General features: G+C 60.3%; 14 protein-coding genes. 6 read left to right on the top strand and 8 right to left on the bottom strand.

Annotated features, from left to right (window positions below; translation table 11 throughout):
* Positions 1-103 precede the first annotated feature (103 nt).
* On the top strand, positions 104-1144 hold the full coding sequence (locus CFB10_RS15350; protein ID WP_026363928.1) for a dipeptidase: 1041 nt from the start codon (positions 104-106) through the stop codon (positions 1142-1144).
* A 58-nt stretch (positions 1145-1202) separates the two neighbouring features.
* On the opposite strand, the gene CFB10_RS15345 is transcribed toward CFB10_RS15350, so the two are convergent.
* Positions 1203-1496 carry a hypothetical protein gene (locus CFB10_RS15345; protein ID WP_020011708.1) on the bottom strand — a complete coding sequence of 98 codons (294 nt, stop codon included), beginning with the start codon at positions 1494-1496 and terminating at the stop codon, positions 1203-1205.
* A gap of 274 nt (positions 1497-1770) precedes the next feature.
* On the opposite strand from CFB10_RS15345, the gene mprF reads away from it, so the two are divergent.
* The 3 genes from mprF (at position 1771) to CFB10_RS15330 (ending at position 7364) form a co-directional block, all read left to right on the top strand.
* A complete protein-coding gene (mprF, locus tag CFB10_RS15340) occupies positions 1771-4371 on the top strand; it encodes a bifunctional lysylphosphatidylglycerol flippase/synthetase MprF (RefSeq protein WP_020011709.1) in 2601 nt (866 codons plus the stop codon).
* Positions 4368-5738, top strand: coding sequence for a virulence factor (locus CFB10_RS15335; protein ID WP_020011710.1), 1371 nt, complete (start codon positions 4368-4370; stop codon positions 5736-5738). Before mprF ends, CFB10_RS15335 begins: the two co-directional genes overlap by 4 nt.
* Positions 5739-6035: 297 nt before the next feature.
* A complete protein-coding gene (locus CFB10_RS15330; protein ID WP_020011711.1) occupies positions 6036-7364 on the top strand; it encodes a telomere resolvase in 1329 nt (442 codons plus the stop codon).
* A gap of 106 nt (positions 7365-7470) precedes the next feature.
* Here the strand turns inward: CFB10_RS15330 and CFB10_RS15325 are convergent, their stop codons facing one another.
* The 7 genes from CFB10_RS15325 to graD all read right to left on the bottom strand — a co-directional run bounded on the left by CFB10_RS15325 (position 7471) and on the right by graD (position 14150).
* Positions 7471-8757 carry an aromatic acid/H+ symport family MFS transporter gene (locus CFB10_RS15325; protein WP_020011712.1) on the bottom strand — a complete coding sequence of 429 codons (1287 nt, stop codon included), beginning with the start codon at positions 8755-8757 and terminating at the stop codon, positions 7471-7473.
* A gap of 218 nt (positions 8758-8975) precedes the next feature.
* Entirely contained in the window at positions 8976-9314 is a 339-nt protein-coding gene (locus CFB10_RS15320; protein ID WP_020011713.1) for a YciI family protein, read from the bottom strand.
* Positions 9311-10198: a hydroxyquinol 1,2-dioxygenase gene (gene graB / locus CFB10_RS15315; protein WP_020011714.1), complete on the bottom strand. Its 888-nt coding sequence runs from the start codon at positions 10196-10198 to the stop codon at positions 9311-9313. The genes CFB10_RS15320 and graB overlap by 4 nt, the downstream gene beginning before the upstream one ends.
* 15 nt (positions 10199-10213) lie before the next feature.
* Positions 10214-11269, bottom strand: a complete 1056-nt coding sequence (gene graC / locus CFB10_RS15310; protein ID WP_020011715.1) for a maleylacetate reductase — start codon at positions 11267-11269, stop codon at positions 10214-10216.
* 3 nt (positions 11270-11272) lie between these two features.
* Positions 11273-12256 carry a gamma-resorcylate decarboxylase gene (gene tsdA / locus CFB10_RS15305; protein WP_020011716.1) on the bottom strand — a complete coding sequence of 328 codons (984 nt, stop codon included), beginning with the start codon at positions 12254-12256 and terminating at the stop codon, positions 11273-11275.
* Positions 12257-12301: 45 nt separating this feature from the next.
* Positions 12302-13531: an FADH(2)-dependent resorcinol hydroxylase oxygenase component gene (gene graA, locus CFB10_RS15300; RefSeq protein WP_020011717.1), complete on the bottom strand. Its 1230-nt coding sequence runs from the start codon at positions 13529-13531 to the stop codon at positions 12302-12304.
* A gap of 79 nt (positions 13532-13610) precedes the next feature.
* Complete coding sequence (graD, locus tag CFB10_RS15295) at positions 13611-14150, bottom strand: FADH(2)-dependent resorcinol hydroxylase reductase component (protein WP_026363929.1); 540 nt, start codon at positions 14148-14150, stop codon at positions 13611-13613.
* 205 nt (positions 14151-14355) lie between these two features.
* Here graD and CFB10_RS15290 point away from each other — a divergent pair, with 205 nt between their 5' ends.
* Together CFB10_RS15290 and CFB10_RS15285 are read left to right on the top strand one after the other, a co-directional pair.
* Positions 14356-14787: a MarR family winged helix-turn-helix transcriptional regulator gene (locus tag CFB10_RS15290; RefSeq protein ID WP_003503954.1), complete on the top strand. Its 432-nt coding sequence runs from the start codon at positions 14356-14358 to the stop codon at positions 14785-14787.
* 130 nt (positions 14788-14917) lie between these two features.
* The gene (locus CFB10_RS15285; protein ID WP_026363930.1) at positions 14918-15307 is read left to right on the top strand and encodes a hypothetical protein; all 390 of its coding nucleotides are present in this window, start codon (positions 14918-14920) and stop codon (positions 15305-15307) included.
* Positions 15308-15329 lie beyond the last annotated feature (22 nt).

Below are 15329 nucleotides of genomic sequence, written 5' to 3'. Positions count from 1 at the left end.
ATGCACGGATTGCATTTGCTCCCGCCTTGACCTTTCCTCTACCAATTCCCAAAAGTCTGAATAGGTGCGCCCGCGCCCTCCCCCTATCCAAAGGTGAATGACCATGACCGATCAAAAAACCGTACCCGTCTTCGACGGCCACAACGACGTGCTTCTGCGGTTATGGCGATCGGGCAACGCCTCTCCCGAAACGCTTCTCATCGAAGGGGATACTGTCGGCCACATCGATCTTCCGCGCGCGAAAAAAGGCGGCCTCGCCGGCGGTCTCTGCGCCGCCTATGTGCCTTCACCCAGCATGGACAAGGACGCTAACGGCGACTATCCGACCCCCGCCGAGGCGGATGCGCTAAAGGCGACGCTCGCCATGGCCGCTCTTTTGTTCCGCGCCGAGAAACAGTCTGCAGGCGCGCTCAAGGTCTGCCGCACGGCCGCCGATATCCGCGACGCCATGGCGAAAGGCGCTTTCGCCTCCGTCTTCCATATCGAGGGCGCGGAAGCGATCGCTGCTGATCTGGATGCGCTCTACGTTCTCCACGAAGCGGGCCTTCGCACGCTTGGACCGGTCTGGAGCCGCCCGAATATCTTCGCTTACGGCGTGCCCTTCCGTTTCCCCTCGACGCCGGATATCGGCCCCGGCCTGACGGAGGCCGGCAAGCGGCTGATAAAGACCTGCAACGAACTGAAGATCATGGTCGACCTGTCGCATATGAACGAGCAGGGCTTCTGGGATATAGCGAAGATATCAGATGCACCGCTGGTGGCATCCCATTCCAACGCTTATGCGCTCTGCAATCACAGCCGTAACCTGACGGATCGTCAGCTGGACGCCATCCGTGACACGGGTGGTCTCGCCGGCATCAATTTCGGCGTTCTGTTCCTGCGGCAGGACGGCGTGAAGAACCCGAATACCGACCTGAACGAACTGGTGCGCCACGTGGACTATATCGTCAACCGCATCGGCATCGATCACGTCGCACTCGGTTCGGATTTCGACGGCACCACCATTCCCGCCGCCATGAAGGACGCGGCCGACCTGCAATTGCTGGTCCAGGCCCTGCGCAATGGTGGTTATGACGACGAGGCGCTTGCCAAGATCTGCCACGGCAACTGGATCCGCGTGCTCGAAAAAACCTGGGGCGCATAAGACTTAGCGTCAAATCCGTCTCCGGCGCAGAACGCCGGAGACGTGAAGCGGCAGGCCCTTAAGCCTTTGCCGCTTTTTTCTTGCCGCTCGCCCGGAAGGCCAGAAGCCCGGCGACGACACCAATCATCGCCCATTTCATCGGCAGCACATCCGCCGTCTCGCTGCGGATCGGCAAAACGGTCACGGTGCCCGGACGGGATTCGTAACCCATCTGCCCCTTTGCCTTGGCCTCCGCGATCTGCTGCGGCGAAACGACCCATTCGGCACCGCGCATCTTATCCACCGCCATGTATCCGCCCCCGGCCACGAGGGCGACGACGAGCGAAACGACTATTCTTGCGGGCATGTTCATTGGCATCTCCTTCAATCGAAAGGAGCGTGTAGTCGCATCAAACGGCACCACCAAGCAACCGCAACGGTCAATTTGCCGCCTTTCGGAACAATCCGGCAAATCATGCATTCCATAGTTGCATTTCCGCTCTAGACTTGGCGAAATTCGTGCATGATGCGACACAAACTTCACATCGACACTTCATGCTTTTCTGCTAATCACATTTCCGCAACAGAAACGAATTAGCGACACAATCCTATGGTTCGCCAACAGGAACGGGCGCTGGGCAAAGTAAATGGCAGACAAGAGCGAAATTACACAGACCGATGTTACTGAATCCGCGGTTGAAAGCTTTTTTGCCAGAAACCGTCCTTATCTGACCGCGATTGCCATCACGCTGGTCTTCGTGATGATGACCTTCGCCATTTATCACCTGACCTCCGAAGTCCGTTATGACGACGTCATCGATGCGCTGACGCAGACTTCGGCTTCGGCGGTGCTGCTCGCCATCGTTTTCACCGCGCTCAGCTTTCTGGCGCTGATATTCTATGACGCCAATGCGATCGAATATATCGGCCGCAAACTGCCCTTTCCGCCCATGGCGGCAACAGCCTTCGCGGCCTATGCCATAGGCAATACTGCCGGTTTCGGTCCCTTGAGCGGTGGCGCCATCCGCTTTCGCGCCTATTCGCGGCTGGGTCTGTCGCCCGGCGAAATCGCCCGCGTCATCGCCTTCGTCACACTGTCCTTCGGGCTTGGCCTGCTTTCGGTCAGCGCCATCTCCACCTTCATCGTTGCACCGCGCATCGCCGCCATCATCGGCGTTGATGCCGTCATCCTCAGAGGTGCGGCGCTCGCCGTCATCGCGGTTCTCGCGGTGGCGGCCTATATCGGGCGTAACGGGCACGCGATCCGGCTCGGCAAATGGCGCCTGCGCCTGCCCGACAGCCGAACCTCTTCCCGCCAGTTCCTCGTCTCCGCCTTCGATATAGCCGCCTCCGCCTCCGTGCTTTATGTCCTCCTGCCCGACACGCATCTCGGCTGGCCGACATTTTTTGCAATCTACGCCACCGCGGTCGGCCTCGGCGTCCTCAGCCATGTACCAGCCGGTCTTGGCGTCTTCGAAACCGTGATGGTCGCGGGGCTTGGCAACGCCATCAGCGTCGACCAGCTGCTCGGAAGCCTCGTTCTCTACCGCGTGATCTATCACGTCCTGCCGCTTGTGGTGGCCATTCTGGTCATGCTCGTCTCGGAGATGAAGCAGTTCGCGGCAAAGCCTGTTGTCTCCGATATCAGCCAGCTTGCCGTCAGGCTCGCGCCGCCGCTGTTATCGACCTTCGCGATGATCCTCGGCACCATGCTGATCTTCTCGAGCGTGACGCCGACACCCGACAGCAATCTGGATTTCCTGTCCAATTTCGTGCCGCTGCCGATTGTTGAGGCGGCGCATTTTCTCACCAGCATTCTCGGTCTCGTGCTAGTCGTCGCCTCGCGCGGCCTCGGGCAGCGGCTGGATGGCGCCTGGTGGATTGCGCTGGTCGCCGCCTCGCTGGCGCTGGTTCTCTCCCTCCTCAAGGCCATTGCAGTCTTCGAAGCCGCCATTCTCGGCGTCTTCATCGCGGCCCTTTCCGTCAATATGCGCAGCTTCAACCGCCATGCCTCGCTGGTGAAACAGGCGCTGGGCCCAAGCTGGCTCGCCGCCATGGCCGTCATTATTGCCGGCGCAGCGACAATCCTGCTCTTCGTCTACCGCGACACGGATTACAGCCAGACATTATGGTGGCAGTTCGAATTCTCAGAGGAAGCGCCGCGCGGATTGCGCGCCCTTTTAGGCCTCGTGCTTGCGTCCTCCACCATCGCCATTTTCAGCCTGATGCGGCCGGTGGCCTTCCGGCCGGACGCTATCAAGGCCGACGACGTCACGAGTGCAACCGGCATCGTCATGACACAGGATGCGGCCGACGCCAATCTTGTGCGCATGGGCGACAAGCACGTGATGTTTTCCGAAAGCGGCAACGCCTTCATCATGTACGGTATTCAGGGCCGCTCCTGGATCGCCTTTGCCGATCCGGTGGGCGACGAGGATGATTTCCCGGATCTGGTCTGGCAATTTGTGGAAGCCGCCCGCGCTGCCGGTGCACGCGCCGCCTTCTATCAGATTTCACCGTTCCTCCTCTCCCATTGCGCCGATGCGGGCCTGCGCGCCTTCAAGCTGGGCGAACTGGCATTGGTCGACCTCACCGCATTCGAACTGAAGGGCGGCAAGCTCGCCAATCTTCGCCAGTCGCTGAGCCGCGGTGCGCGCGACGGACTGACCTTCGAGGTGGTCGAGCAAGCGCAGGTGGCGGATATTATGGAGGAGCTGAAACAGGTCTCCGACGGCTGGCTCGCCCACCACAATACCCGCGAAAAACGCTTCTCGCTCGGCGCTTTCGAGCCGGATTACATCCTGTCGCAACCCGTCGCCGTGCTGCGCAAGGACGGCAAGATCACCGCCTTCGCCAATCTGATGGTGACCGACACGAAAAAGGAAGCCACCGTCGATCTCATGCGCTTTTCGCCGGATGCGCCGCGCGGCTCGATGGATTTTCTCTTCGTCAGCATCATGCAATATCTGCGCGAGGCCGGCTATGAGAGCTTCAACCTCGGCATGGCGCCGATGTCCGGCATGTCGAAGCGCGATGCGGCGCCCGTCTGGGACCGCATCGGCAGCACGCTGTTCGAACACGGCGAACGTTTCTACAACTTCAAGGGACTTCGCGCCTTCAAGGCAAAGTTCCACCCGAAATGGGAACCGCGTTACCTCGCCGTGCAGAATGGCGCAGACGCCGCTCTGGCGCTGATGGACGCGACGGTTCTGATTAGCGGCGGCGTCAGAGGAGTAATCGGAAAATGAGAAAATCCAGCGTGTTGAAAGCAGTCCTTGCCGCCTCCGCCCTGTTTGCCTCCACCGCAGTTTTTGCTGAGGACAAGCCCGCTTACGAGACCGGCATGATCCCCGCCGAGCACATCATGGTGCCGGATGGCGAAATTCTCGCCAGCGTCTTCCTGATTTCCGACGCGGACGGATGGACGAGCACCGACGAGACCCGCGCCAAGGCGCTGGTGGAAAAGGGCGCCGCCGTGGTCGGCATCGACTTCAAGGAATATCTGAAGGCGCTCGAGGCCGATGAAGACGAATGCATCTATATGATCTCGGACATCGAGTCGCTGTCGCAGCAGATCCAGCGCACCGCCGGCACCAACAGCTATCGCCAGCCCATTCTCACCGGCATCGGCAAGGGCGGAACGCTGGCGCTGGCGATGATTGCGCAGAGCCCGGTCTCGACCATTAGGGAAGCCATAGCCGTCGACCCCAAGGCCGGCCTGCCGCTGGAAAAGATCCTCTGCACCCCCGCCACCAAGGACAAAGCCGATGGCGAAACGGTCTATGGCCTGACCGATGGCCCGCTGCCCGCCCCCGTGAGCGTGCTGTTCACGCCGGCTGCGGACCAGAAGGGCCGCGACCACGTCAACGCGCTCGTCAAGCTGCATCCCGATATCGACGTGACGGATGTGGATGACAAGGCGGACGAGGTTCTGACCCAGACCCTGTCCGATCAGGTCGATGCCGCAGGCGACACCGACAGCCCGCTCGGCCTGCCGATCAAGGTTCTGGAAACCAGCCCGGTGATGGACACCATGGCGGTGATCTATTCCGGCGACGGCGGCTGGCGCGATCTCGACGAAGAAGTGGGCGGCGCATTGCAGAAGCAGGGTATTCCCGTGATCGGCGTCGATGCGCTGCGCTATTTCTGGAAAGAAAAACAGCCGCAGGAAGTGGCGGGCGACCTTGCACGCATCATCGACACCTATCGCAAGGAATGGAAGGTTCGCAACGTCGTGCTGATCGGCTATTCCTTCGGCGCCGACATCATTCCCGCCACCTATAACCTCCTGCCGGAACGGGCGAAATCACATGTCGTGCAGCTCACGCTCATGGGCCTGTCCACGGAAGTGGATTTCGAAATTTCCGTTCAGGGCTGGCTCGGCGTTGCCGGAGAGGGCAAGGGCGGCAAGACCGTGGATGATATCGCCAAGATCGATCCGAAACTGGTGCAGTGCATCTATGGCACGGAGGAAGAGGATGAAGACCCCTGCCCCGGCCTGAAGGCGAAGGGCGTGGAAACGCTCGGCATCGAAGGCGGCCATCATTTCGACGAGGATTACGAGGCGCTTGCCAACAAGATCGTGGCAGCGCTGAAGACCCGACTGCCGAAGTAAGCCGGCCAATCGCGGCAGGCTTGGCAGACATTCCGAAGCCGGGTGAATAATGCCGCTGGATTTTACCGGCGTGAACCATGGAAGCCGGCAGCATTTTCCAGCTTCCTGGGCGAGCGACGCCGCTCGAAAACCGTTTCCCATATTTTCCTAAATCACCGCCATGCTTGCGGAATCGGTCAAACTATTATTCAAAAGAAATCGGCCTGCGGCGAATGTTCATCATATTCCCGCAACCATGCTGTTGTTGATCGCCAAAGATGGATTTTATATTTCCCGACCGGTTCAGGGAGCCGCCGCATGCCCGCCTTAAAACGAAAAACAAAAACACCGGTCCTCGTTGAGCGCATCGATCAATTCGTTGGTGAGGTCAGGGAGGCGATGAAAAGCGACGACGCCTCGCGAAACAGAAAAATCCGCGATCTGTGGGACGCCGAGGTCCGCTACCATTTCGACAATGGCCGCACCGAAAAGACGCTCGAACTCTACATCATGAAATATCGCTATGCCCTTAAGGCCGAGTTCGGCGTAAAGAGCACGCCGCTTGCCATCTGCAACATGAAGAAGCTGCGCGAGCGGCTGAAAACCTATATCGAGCGCGCCGACTATCCGAAAACCGGTGTGGCGACATCGATTGTCGAAAAAATCGAACGGGCGGAATTCAATACCGCCGGCCGCAAGCCGACCGTTCTCCTGCGCATCGCCGATTTCATTTCGGCGATGAACGGCATGGGTACGAAAGACGAGATGCAGACCCTGTGGAATGCTGAAATCAGCACCATGAAGGGCAGAGCCCAGACCACGATCATCTCCTACATCACCAAATATCGTAACGCCATCCGCGAGGCTTTTGGTGATGATCACCCGATGCTGAAGATCGCCACCGGCGATGCCGCGATGTATGACGATGCACGCCGGGTGAAGATGGAGAAGATCGCCAGAAAGCACGGCGCACTGATCACCTTCGAGAATTATCGACAGGTTCTGAAGATCTGCGCCGATAAACTCCTGTCCGCCGATCCTCTGATGATCGGCATCGGCCTGATCGGCATGACAGGACGCCGCCCCTATGAAGTCTTCACCCAGGCGGAATTTTCACCTGCCCCCTATGGCAAGGGCGTTTCCAAATGGAGCCTCCTGTTCAACGGCCAGGCCAAGACGAAACAGGGTGAGGGAACGAAATTCGGGGTGACCTATGAAATCCCGGTGCTTGCCCGCTCGGAAACCATTCTGGCGGCCTATAAGCGCCTGCGCGAAAGCGGGCAGGGAAAATTGTGGCACGGCATGCCGATCGATGATTTTTCATCGGAAACCCGCCTGCTGCTCAGGGACACGGTTTTTAACCTGTTCGAGGATCTCTGGCCGAAGGAAGAACTTCCCAAGCCCTATGGCCTCCGGCACCTCTATGCCGAGGTGGCCTTTCACAATTTCGCGCCGCCGCATGTGACCAAGAACAGCTACTTCGCCGCCATTCTCGGACACAACAATAACGACCTCGAAACCTCGCTTTCCTATATGACCTACACCCTGCCGGAAGATCGCGACGATGCGCTGGCACGGGCCAAACGCACAAACGAACGGACGTTGCAGCAGATGGCGACAATCGCACCGGTTTCCCGCAAGGCATGATGAATTAGAGTTTTCTCGCACTGCCCATCCGTAAAACCGCTCCGCAGCTTTGCCGGAAATGCTCCGGCCGCGGATTTCAGTCCTCCGCGGCCAGCCGTTTCATTCATCAAACCCGCGCGTCACCGGAGGTGCGGTAAAGCAGGGTCAATAACGTCAGCATCAGTCCCACGAGTGCGACCGACCCGAAAATGTAGAAATTCCATTCGGGCGCCAGACCACGCTGCAGCACGAGGCCGCCGATCATCGGGCCGGCAATGCCGCCGAGCCGCCCGACCGCCAGCGAAAACCCGAGACCCGTGCCGCGAATATGGACGGGATAAAGCCGCCCGACCAGAACATTGGCGAGAATCTGGGTTCCGATGGTGCCCGCTCCCGCAAGAGCGACGAAGGCATAGAGAAGCGGACCCTTGTTCGCCGTCAGGGCAAAGATCGAGGCGGCGCCGATGGCAAACAGGATCGCCACGACCACCTTGACGTTGCCCTTATCAGCAAATCGCCCGCCGATGAGGATGCCGATCGCGGCCCCGACATTGAGCATGACGGAAAAACTGAGCGCCGAACTGATGTCATAACCCATCCTGTTCATGATGGTGGGCAACCAGTTGACCATGCCGAAGGTGAGAAGCAGCGAGCAGAAGTGGATGCCCCAGGCATTCAGCGTCGAGAGCAGCCGGCCTTCCGAGAACAGCGCGCCGACGCCGCCCTTTTGAATTTTCGCATGCGGCACGATGCGTTGCAGACCGTAGCTGTCGCAAATGCCGTCAGCCTCCGCCTGCCGCCCCTTGCTTGCCAGCCATTCGGGCGATTCCGGCAGAAACCGCATGAAGATCGGCAGAAGAATAAGCGGCAGGCCGCCGATCAGCATCAAAGGCCGCCAGCCATAGGTCTCCAGAAGAAGGATGCCCATGACGCCGGAAATGATGCCGCCGATAAGATAACCGAGGAACGACAGGGAATTGGCCTGCGCCCTGCGATGCGGCGGCGAAAATTCCAGCACCAGCGCGGTGACCGTCGGCAAAAGCGCGCCAAGCCCGAGACCGGCGAAGAAGCGCGTGATTTCGAAGGCGAGAAAATTCGGCGTCATGGCCGAGGCGATCATCATCGCCGAAAAGCCGGCGAGGCTGAGAAGAACCACTTTGCGGCGGCCGATGCGGTCGGCCATGGTGCCGGCAAATAGCGCGCCGAGCAGCATGCCCACCAGCGTCAGCGCGGCGGCGCGCCCGACCATGGCGGGATTGAGCGCCCATGCGCTTTCTTTCAAGAGTGCCGGTGCGACGGCGCCGTAAACGACCAGATCGTAACCGTCAAACATGATCATCAGGCCGCATGTCGCGATAACGCCGGCCGGGTTCTTCGTCCGCGCTGACGCGGCGCTCAGATAATTCGTGGACATGTTCCTCCCTTTCACGCATGAACGCGCCATCCGGTATGGATAAGCGTCTCCCGTTCCTGCGATATCCTCCGTGAGTGCCCGGCGCGCTCCACACTGATATGTGCCCTGCTCCTGTCAAGCACATATCGCCAGCATCACCCGCCTTCGATTAAATGTTGCATTTGCAAAAATTGCAAATGAAATATTAACAAATGCCAGGCGCATCGCGCCGACGAAATTCAGCCGGGCCCCAGCCCGGAAATCGTCGACAGCGTCGGCGTCCAGCTCAAAATATGAATGCGGTTATAAACACCGTGAATGACGAATGGATCGGCATCGCTGAAGGCGATGACGTCTTCGATCGAGCGCGCCTGCGCGATAATGAGAGCGGCGGATGGGCCGTCGGCAACCGCACTCATCGGACCGGACACAAGAATCTTGAACCCTTCCGCCATCGCCTCGCCATTGCGCAGATGGGCCTTGTGAGCCTCTATCTGCGCCGCCCGTTGCACGGCCGCAGCGGGATCGCTTTCGGCGAAACGCACGTAAAGCCGGGTTCGGTCGCTCCCGCCTCTCATCGGGCGAGCACGAAATCGTGGTTCACCGACCAGAACCAGTCGCCGATGAAACCCAGGTCCCGCGCCTTCTGCGCATCTTCCACCCGCTGGAAATCGGCGAGCAGACTTTCCTTCACCCCGAAGACCGCATCCGAACGGATATAGGGATCGTCGGGATCGAAGATATGGGTGACGAGTGTGGTGAAGCCTTCCGCCGAAACGATATAGTGCAGATGCGCCGGCCGGTAGGGATGCCGCCCCATGGCGCGCAGCAACTGCCCAACCGGACCGTCATCGGGGATCGGATAATATTTCGGCTTGGCGGCCCGGAACCAATAGCGCCCGTCCTCGCCAGTGATGAAGACGCCGCGCAGGTTGAAATCGGGCTGGATGCCCTTCTGCTGCACGTCATAAAAACCTTCGTCATTGGCCTGCCAGACATCGATACGCGCGCCGGCGACCGGCGCTCCCTCGGTATCGAGGATGCGGCCGGTGACCACCATATCCTCGCCCTTGCCATCGAGGCAGATATTCGCACCCATCGGCATTTCCGGCGCATCCGCGACATGGAAGGGGCCGAGAACGGTCGATTCCGACGCGCCGCTCGGCTTGCGATGATTGATGGCGTCGACCAGCATGGAGACGCCGAGAATATCGGAAAACAGGATCCATTCCTGCCGCCATTCATTGCAGATCTGGCCGACCTCGGTGAGGAAATGAATGGCCTTCATCCACTCCTCCTCGGTCGGTTCGATTTCCTTCACCGCCTCGTGCAGCTTGCGCGTCACCACGGCCATGATTTCCTTCAGACGCGGATCGTCACAGTCGCGCATCCGCGCGATCACGGTTTCAGCCGAGCGCTCCTCAACGAAGTAGCCGTCATCACTGGTCATTTTCATATCCATCGTCTCCTCCTCCCATTACTCCGGCCGCACGCCCTCGAAGGCGCGTTGCAAAAGATCGCGGATCGCGGTTTTCTCGATTGGCCGCGGACACCAGTAAGGATTGGCCGTCGCAAGCTCTGCCATGGGATCGAGATCGTCCGACCGGACCCCGAGAGCCGCAAGGCTTGCCGGCGCGCCAAGCCGGGCGGCGAAATCATAAAGCCCGGCCCCTGCCCTGCCGCCGACAAGAGCGGCGAGCGGTGCGAGCAGATCCGGCACCGCCTGTTCCACATAGGCGATGGTGTGCGGCAGAAGCACCGCATGGGTTTCCGCATGCGGCAGGTCGAGACTGCCGCCCAGCGTGTGACAAAGCTTGTGATGCAGCGACATGCCGACGGCGCCAAGCACCGAGCCGCACAGCCATGCACCATAAAGCGCGGTTTCGCGCGCCTCTATATCCCGCGGCTCGGCCTTCACGCCGGGAAGGGCTCCGATCATCGCCCGCAGCCCCTCGACCGCCATCAGGCTGGCGATGGGATTGCGGTCCCGCGCGTAGAGCGCCTCCGCCGCATGGGCCATGGCGTTGATCCCGCTCGTCATGCTGATGGCGACAGGCAACCCAAGCGTCAGTTCCGCATCGTAAATCACCACTTCCGGCAGGATTTCCGGCCCGCGCATGGTGGTCTTCACCCCGTTTTCCGTCTGGCCGAGAATGGGCGTCACCTCGGAACCGGCATAGGTGGTCGGAATGACGATCTGCGCCGCATCGGTGCGCAGCGCAATGGCCTTGCCGAGGCCGGTGGTGGAACCGCCGCCGAGCGCCACGACGCAATCCGCACCGGCGGTGCGATAAGCTTCGACCGCGTTTTTCGTCACCTCGACCGGCGTATGCATGGCCGCATCGGAGAAGACACCGGCAGCAAGCCGGCCGAGCCGGGCAGCAAGCGCCTCCGCGTCACCCTTCTGCTGCGGCGTGGAAAGCACCAGCGCCCGCGACAGGCCAAGGCAGCGGATTTCCTCCACCAAGCCCGCCGAGCTACCCGCGCCGAAAACGATACGGGCGGGAGCGGCCGTATAGACGAACGGCTGCATGGTTCAGTGCCCGTCGAGCTTGAACAGACGGCGCGCATTGGTGCGGCCGATCTTCACCCGATCGGCTTCGGCGATGGTTGTCGCATTAAACCAATCGGAGGCGTGATCGATATTCTCGAAGGGCCAGTCGGTGGAAAACAGGATGCGATCCGCACCGATTTCCAGAATGGCGTCGATCAATGTCTGGGTGCGGAAATTACCAGAGGTGGTGATGTGGAAATTCTGGTTGAAATAATCCACGAAACGACGCTTGGCCGGATAACGCGGCGGCAGCTTCACCCAGGCATTACGATGGTCGATGCGCCACATCATGTAAGGCAGGCCTTCGCCCATATGGCCGAGAATGATGTTGAGACGCGGATGCTGGTCGAACAGGCCTGATGCCATCAGACGCAACGCATGGACAGCCGTTTCCTGCGCGAAAGCCCAGGTGGGGCCAAGCAGCCAGGGATGGCCGTCATAGATGCGCGAATCCTGCGGCAGCGGATTGCGCGGATGCAGGTAGAAAGGCACGTCGAGCTTTTCGACTTCACCCCAGAACGGGCGATATTGCGGCAGATCGTAATAAAGCGGCGTCTGGCCATCGCCCTCCTGGCTGAAGCCGTTGACGAGCGCACCGACGAAACCGAGATCGTTGACACAGCGCTGCAATTCCTCGGTCGCCGCATCCGGGTCCTGCAAAGGCAAGGCTGCGAAGGCAAGGAAGCGATCCGGCCGCTTGGCGCATTCTTCGGCGAGAACGTCATTCGCCCGCCGCGCGATTTCGATTGCCTTGCTGGTGTCGGGAATAGCCTGCACCGCCGGCGCATTGAGCGACAGGATCATGGTTTCGATGCCGTGCGCATCCATCAGCTTCAGGCGCGTATCCTGAATGTCGAGCAGGCGGTGCTGCAGTTCCTTCCAGTAATCGCCGGGCACGAACCCGGCCGAATCCTGGAGTGTTTCCGGGATTGCGAAATGCTCCTCGAGAGCGACCTTGCCTTGCATGTAGTTTCCTCCAAATTCGCTGTGTGTTCGTCGCCCGAGAGGCGATCAATATTGACCCTTGGGTTCCAGCCCGAGCATGCTCTGGCCGATCATGGTGCCCACGGCATCCCAGTTCATGCTGATGTGGCGACCGACCGCATTCGCATCCCGCCACGCCCGCTGCACGGGGTTGGAAAGATCGAGCCCGACGCCGCCGGTGGAATCGTTGAGCGCCTGCACGGCGCGAAGTGACAGAGACACCGCAAAGGACTGGCCGCGACGGCTCAGAAGCCGGTCATCCACCGTAAACTCCGCCCGGCCTTCGATCCTTGCCTGCGAGAGCGCCTGTGCCCGGGAAACATCGCGCAGCAGAATTTCGCACGCCGCATCAACGCTCGCGGCAGCTTCCGCGACGCGCAGCTGAATGGTCGGGAATTCGGCCATGCGATTATTGCCACCCGCCACCGCGCCGCGTGTGACCCGGCCGCCGACGTGATCGACATAGGCGGCAAGCGCACCCTTGGCCGCGCCGACGCCAGCCGCCGCGAGACAGGAGGGAATGCCGGTCAGAAGCGGCATGTTGAACAGGCCTTCCTCCGCATAATAGTGCCCGCCAGGTGTCTTGCCACTGGTGGCGTCGGGAAAGGTCAGAACCCGGTGTTCGGGAATAAAGACATCATCGAGAACGAGCGTCTTGGAACCCGTGCCGGCCAGGCCCACCACGTGCCAGGTGTCTTCAACCACATATTGCCCGGCTGGAACGAGCAGGAAGGCCGGAACCGGCTTTCCTTCACCCCGCGGCGGCAGGATGGCGGCGCAGAGGGACCATTGCGCGTTTTCGCAGCCCGAGGCGAAGGCCCATTTGCCACTCAGGCGATAACCGCCATCGGCGAGCTCCGCCATCTTCACCGGCGCATAGGAACCGCACAAAAGCGCATCGGGGTTTCCACCCCAGACATCGGCCTGCGCCTCTTCCGGAAACATCGCCAGCAGCCATTGATGGGCCGACAGCAGGCCGGCAACCCAACCGGTCGACGCACAGGCGGCCGAAAGCTCGATATTGGCCTCGACCAGTTCGGCGAAATCTCCACCCTTGCCGCCGAAGGCGCGGGGCTTGACGATATCGAAATATCCAATGCCGCGCAGCGCCTCGATATGGCTTGCGGGAACACGCCGAGCCTCCTCCGTCTGTCTGGCGCTCATCCGGAAAAGATCGGCTATGCCGGCAACGCGGCTTGCGAGGCGGACACGCGGGTTCGTTTGCGCCGGCAGCGGCGCATGGCTCATATCGTTCATGATTGTCTCCTTCCGGGCGTTACTGGCCGGACGTTGCTGGCCGGCGGTTATTCCACCGGAATTGTCTGGGCGGTAATGATCAGGCGGGCAGGCTCGCGGGGCTTGCGGCGCAATATTGGGCGTTTTCGTAAAGCAGCGGCCGCGTCGTCTCGCTGACATCGGCCGAAACCACCTGGCCGATAAAGACGGTATGGGTTCCATAGGGCATGGCAGCAACCCGGCGGCAGGCGATGGCGGCGTGGGCCGTGGGCAGATAGAGAACACCATTGCCATGGCGCTGCCATTGACCGTCGCGGAAACGCTCTTCCGGCGGCACCTTGCCGCTAAAGGCATCCGAGAGGACCATCTGGTCCTGCGTCAGCACGTTGACGATGAAATCCGGCCGGCACAGCAGCAATTCATGCAGCAGGGTGCGATTGTTCAGGCAAACCAGCAGAGACGGCGGCTCCATCGAGACGGAGGTGACAGCCGTCACCGTCATGCCGTGATCGCGCTGATCACCCGAAGCACAGGCCGTGATGACAGTCACAGTCGCCGGAAAACGGCGCATCGTCGAACGGAAATTCTGGCCGACGCCTTCGGGTGCAAGGCCGCTCAGGCCAAACAATGCTGATGTCATGAGATCCTCCCAAATCCTGCATTTCTATTTATTTGCGTTTGCAACATTTGTCAATGCAAATGTTTTTCGTCATTTATTGAACCAGCGAGGACCTCGCATTCTCCGTCTTGTGGGGCGAAGCTATTGAAACGGATGGATTGTGCCGGTACAGCCGATAGGCGCACATCAGCATCTGCGCAGATGGTTCTCAAACGGGGATTTGCTCGTGTCTTATCAATTCACCGACTCGGTACCCTACCTGCTCAACTGGGTGGGCGTTCGGCTTGGCGAGCGCTTTTCCGTGAGGCTGGCCTCCTATGACATCACCCTGCCGATGTACCGCGTGCTGGCGACGCTGCGGCAGCAGGAGAGCAAGACGCTGACCGAGCTTTCGGACATGGTGTCTGTGGAAATTTCCACATTGTCCCGGCTCGTGGGGCTGATGGTCCGGCGCAACCTCGTCAGCCGGGAACGGCCTCTCGACAATGCACGCATCGTGCGCATCACCCTCACCCCGAAGGGCGAGGAACTGGCCGATGAACTCATGCCCATCGCCGCCATGTTCGAAAAAACCGCCATTGAAGGCCTCGATCCCACCGAGGCGAAACTTTTCAAAAGCATCCTGCGCCATATTGGCCGCAACATCGCCGGCCTCTGACACAGATAGCCAGCGAACTAGCTGAAACCGATCGGCAGTCACGGCCCGCCCAGCGATCTCGCCGTGCAATGTACTTGCAACAAGCTGTTCCTATCCCTGCGGTATGTCCCCGCAGCTGAAAGGAATTTCCATGTCCAGCAGAGCCTCACTCGCAGTCCCGACAGCAATCATCCTTATCGCCGGCGCGTCCATGCTGCTCACGGCCTGCGCCTCAACCGTCATGAAAAGCTATATCGGCGCGCCCATTACCAGCGTGATGCTGGACTATGGGCCGCCGGACAATATTTACAGCCTGGGTCCCGGCCAGCAGGCCTTTCAATGGCGGAAGAAAAAGACACAGGTTGTTTCCGGGTCATCGAGTGGCGAGGTGCGGACAACGCGGCTCGGTGAGCGATATGAAGTGTCGGAAACGCCAGGTTATGTCGAACGCATCGATTGCTATTACACGTTCTATACGCGCAGTTCCGGCAACGAGTGGTATGTAACAAGTTTCCGGCAGCCGTCGCTTGAGTGCGAATGATCATGTCAGGATTTCATCCGGC

Origin of the sequence: Agrobacterium sp. 719_389 (genome assembly GCF_900188475.1) — a bacterium.
Classification (GTDB): Bacteria; Pseudomonadota; Alphaproteobacteria; order Rhizobiales; family Rhizobiaceae; genus Agrobacterium; species Agrobacterium radiobacter.
The sequence above is the reverse complement of the archived record's forward strand: the minus strand, read 5'-3'. Positions and strand labels throughout refer to the sequence as shown.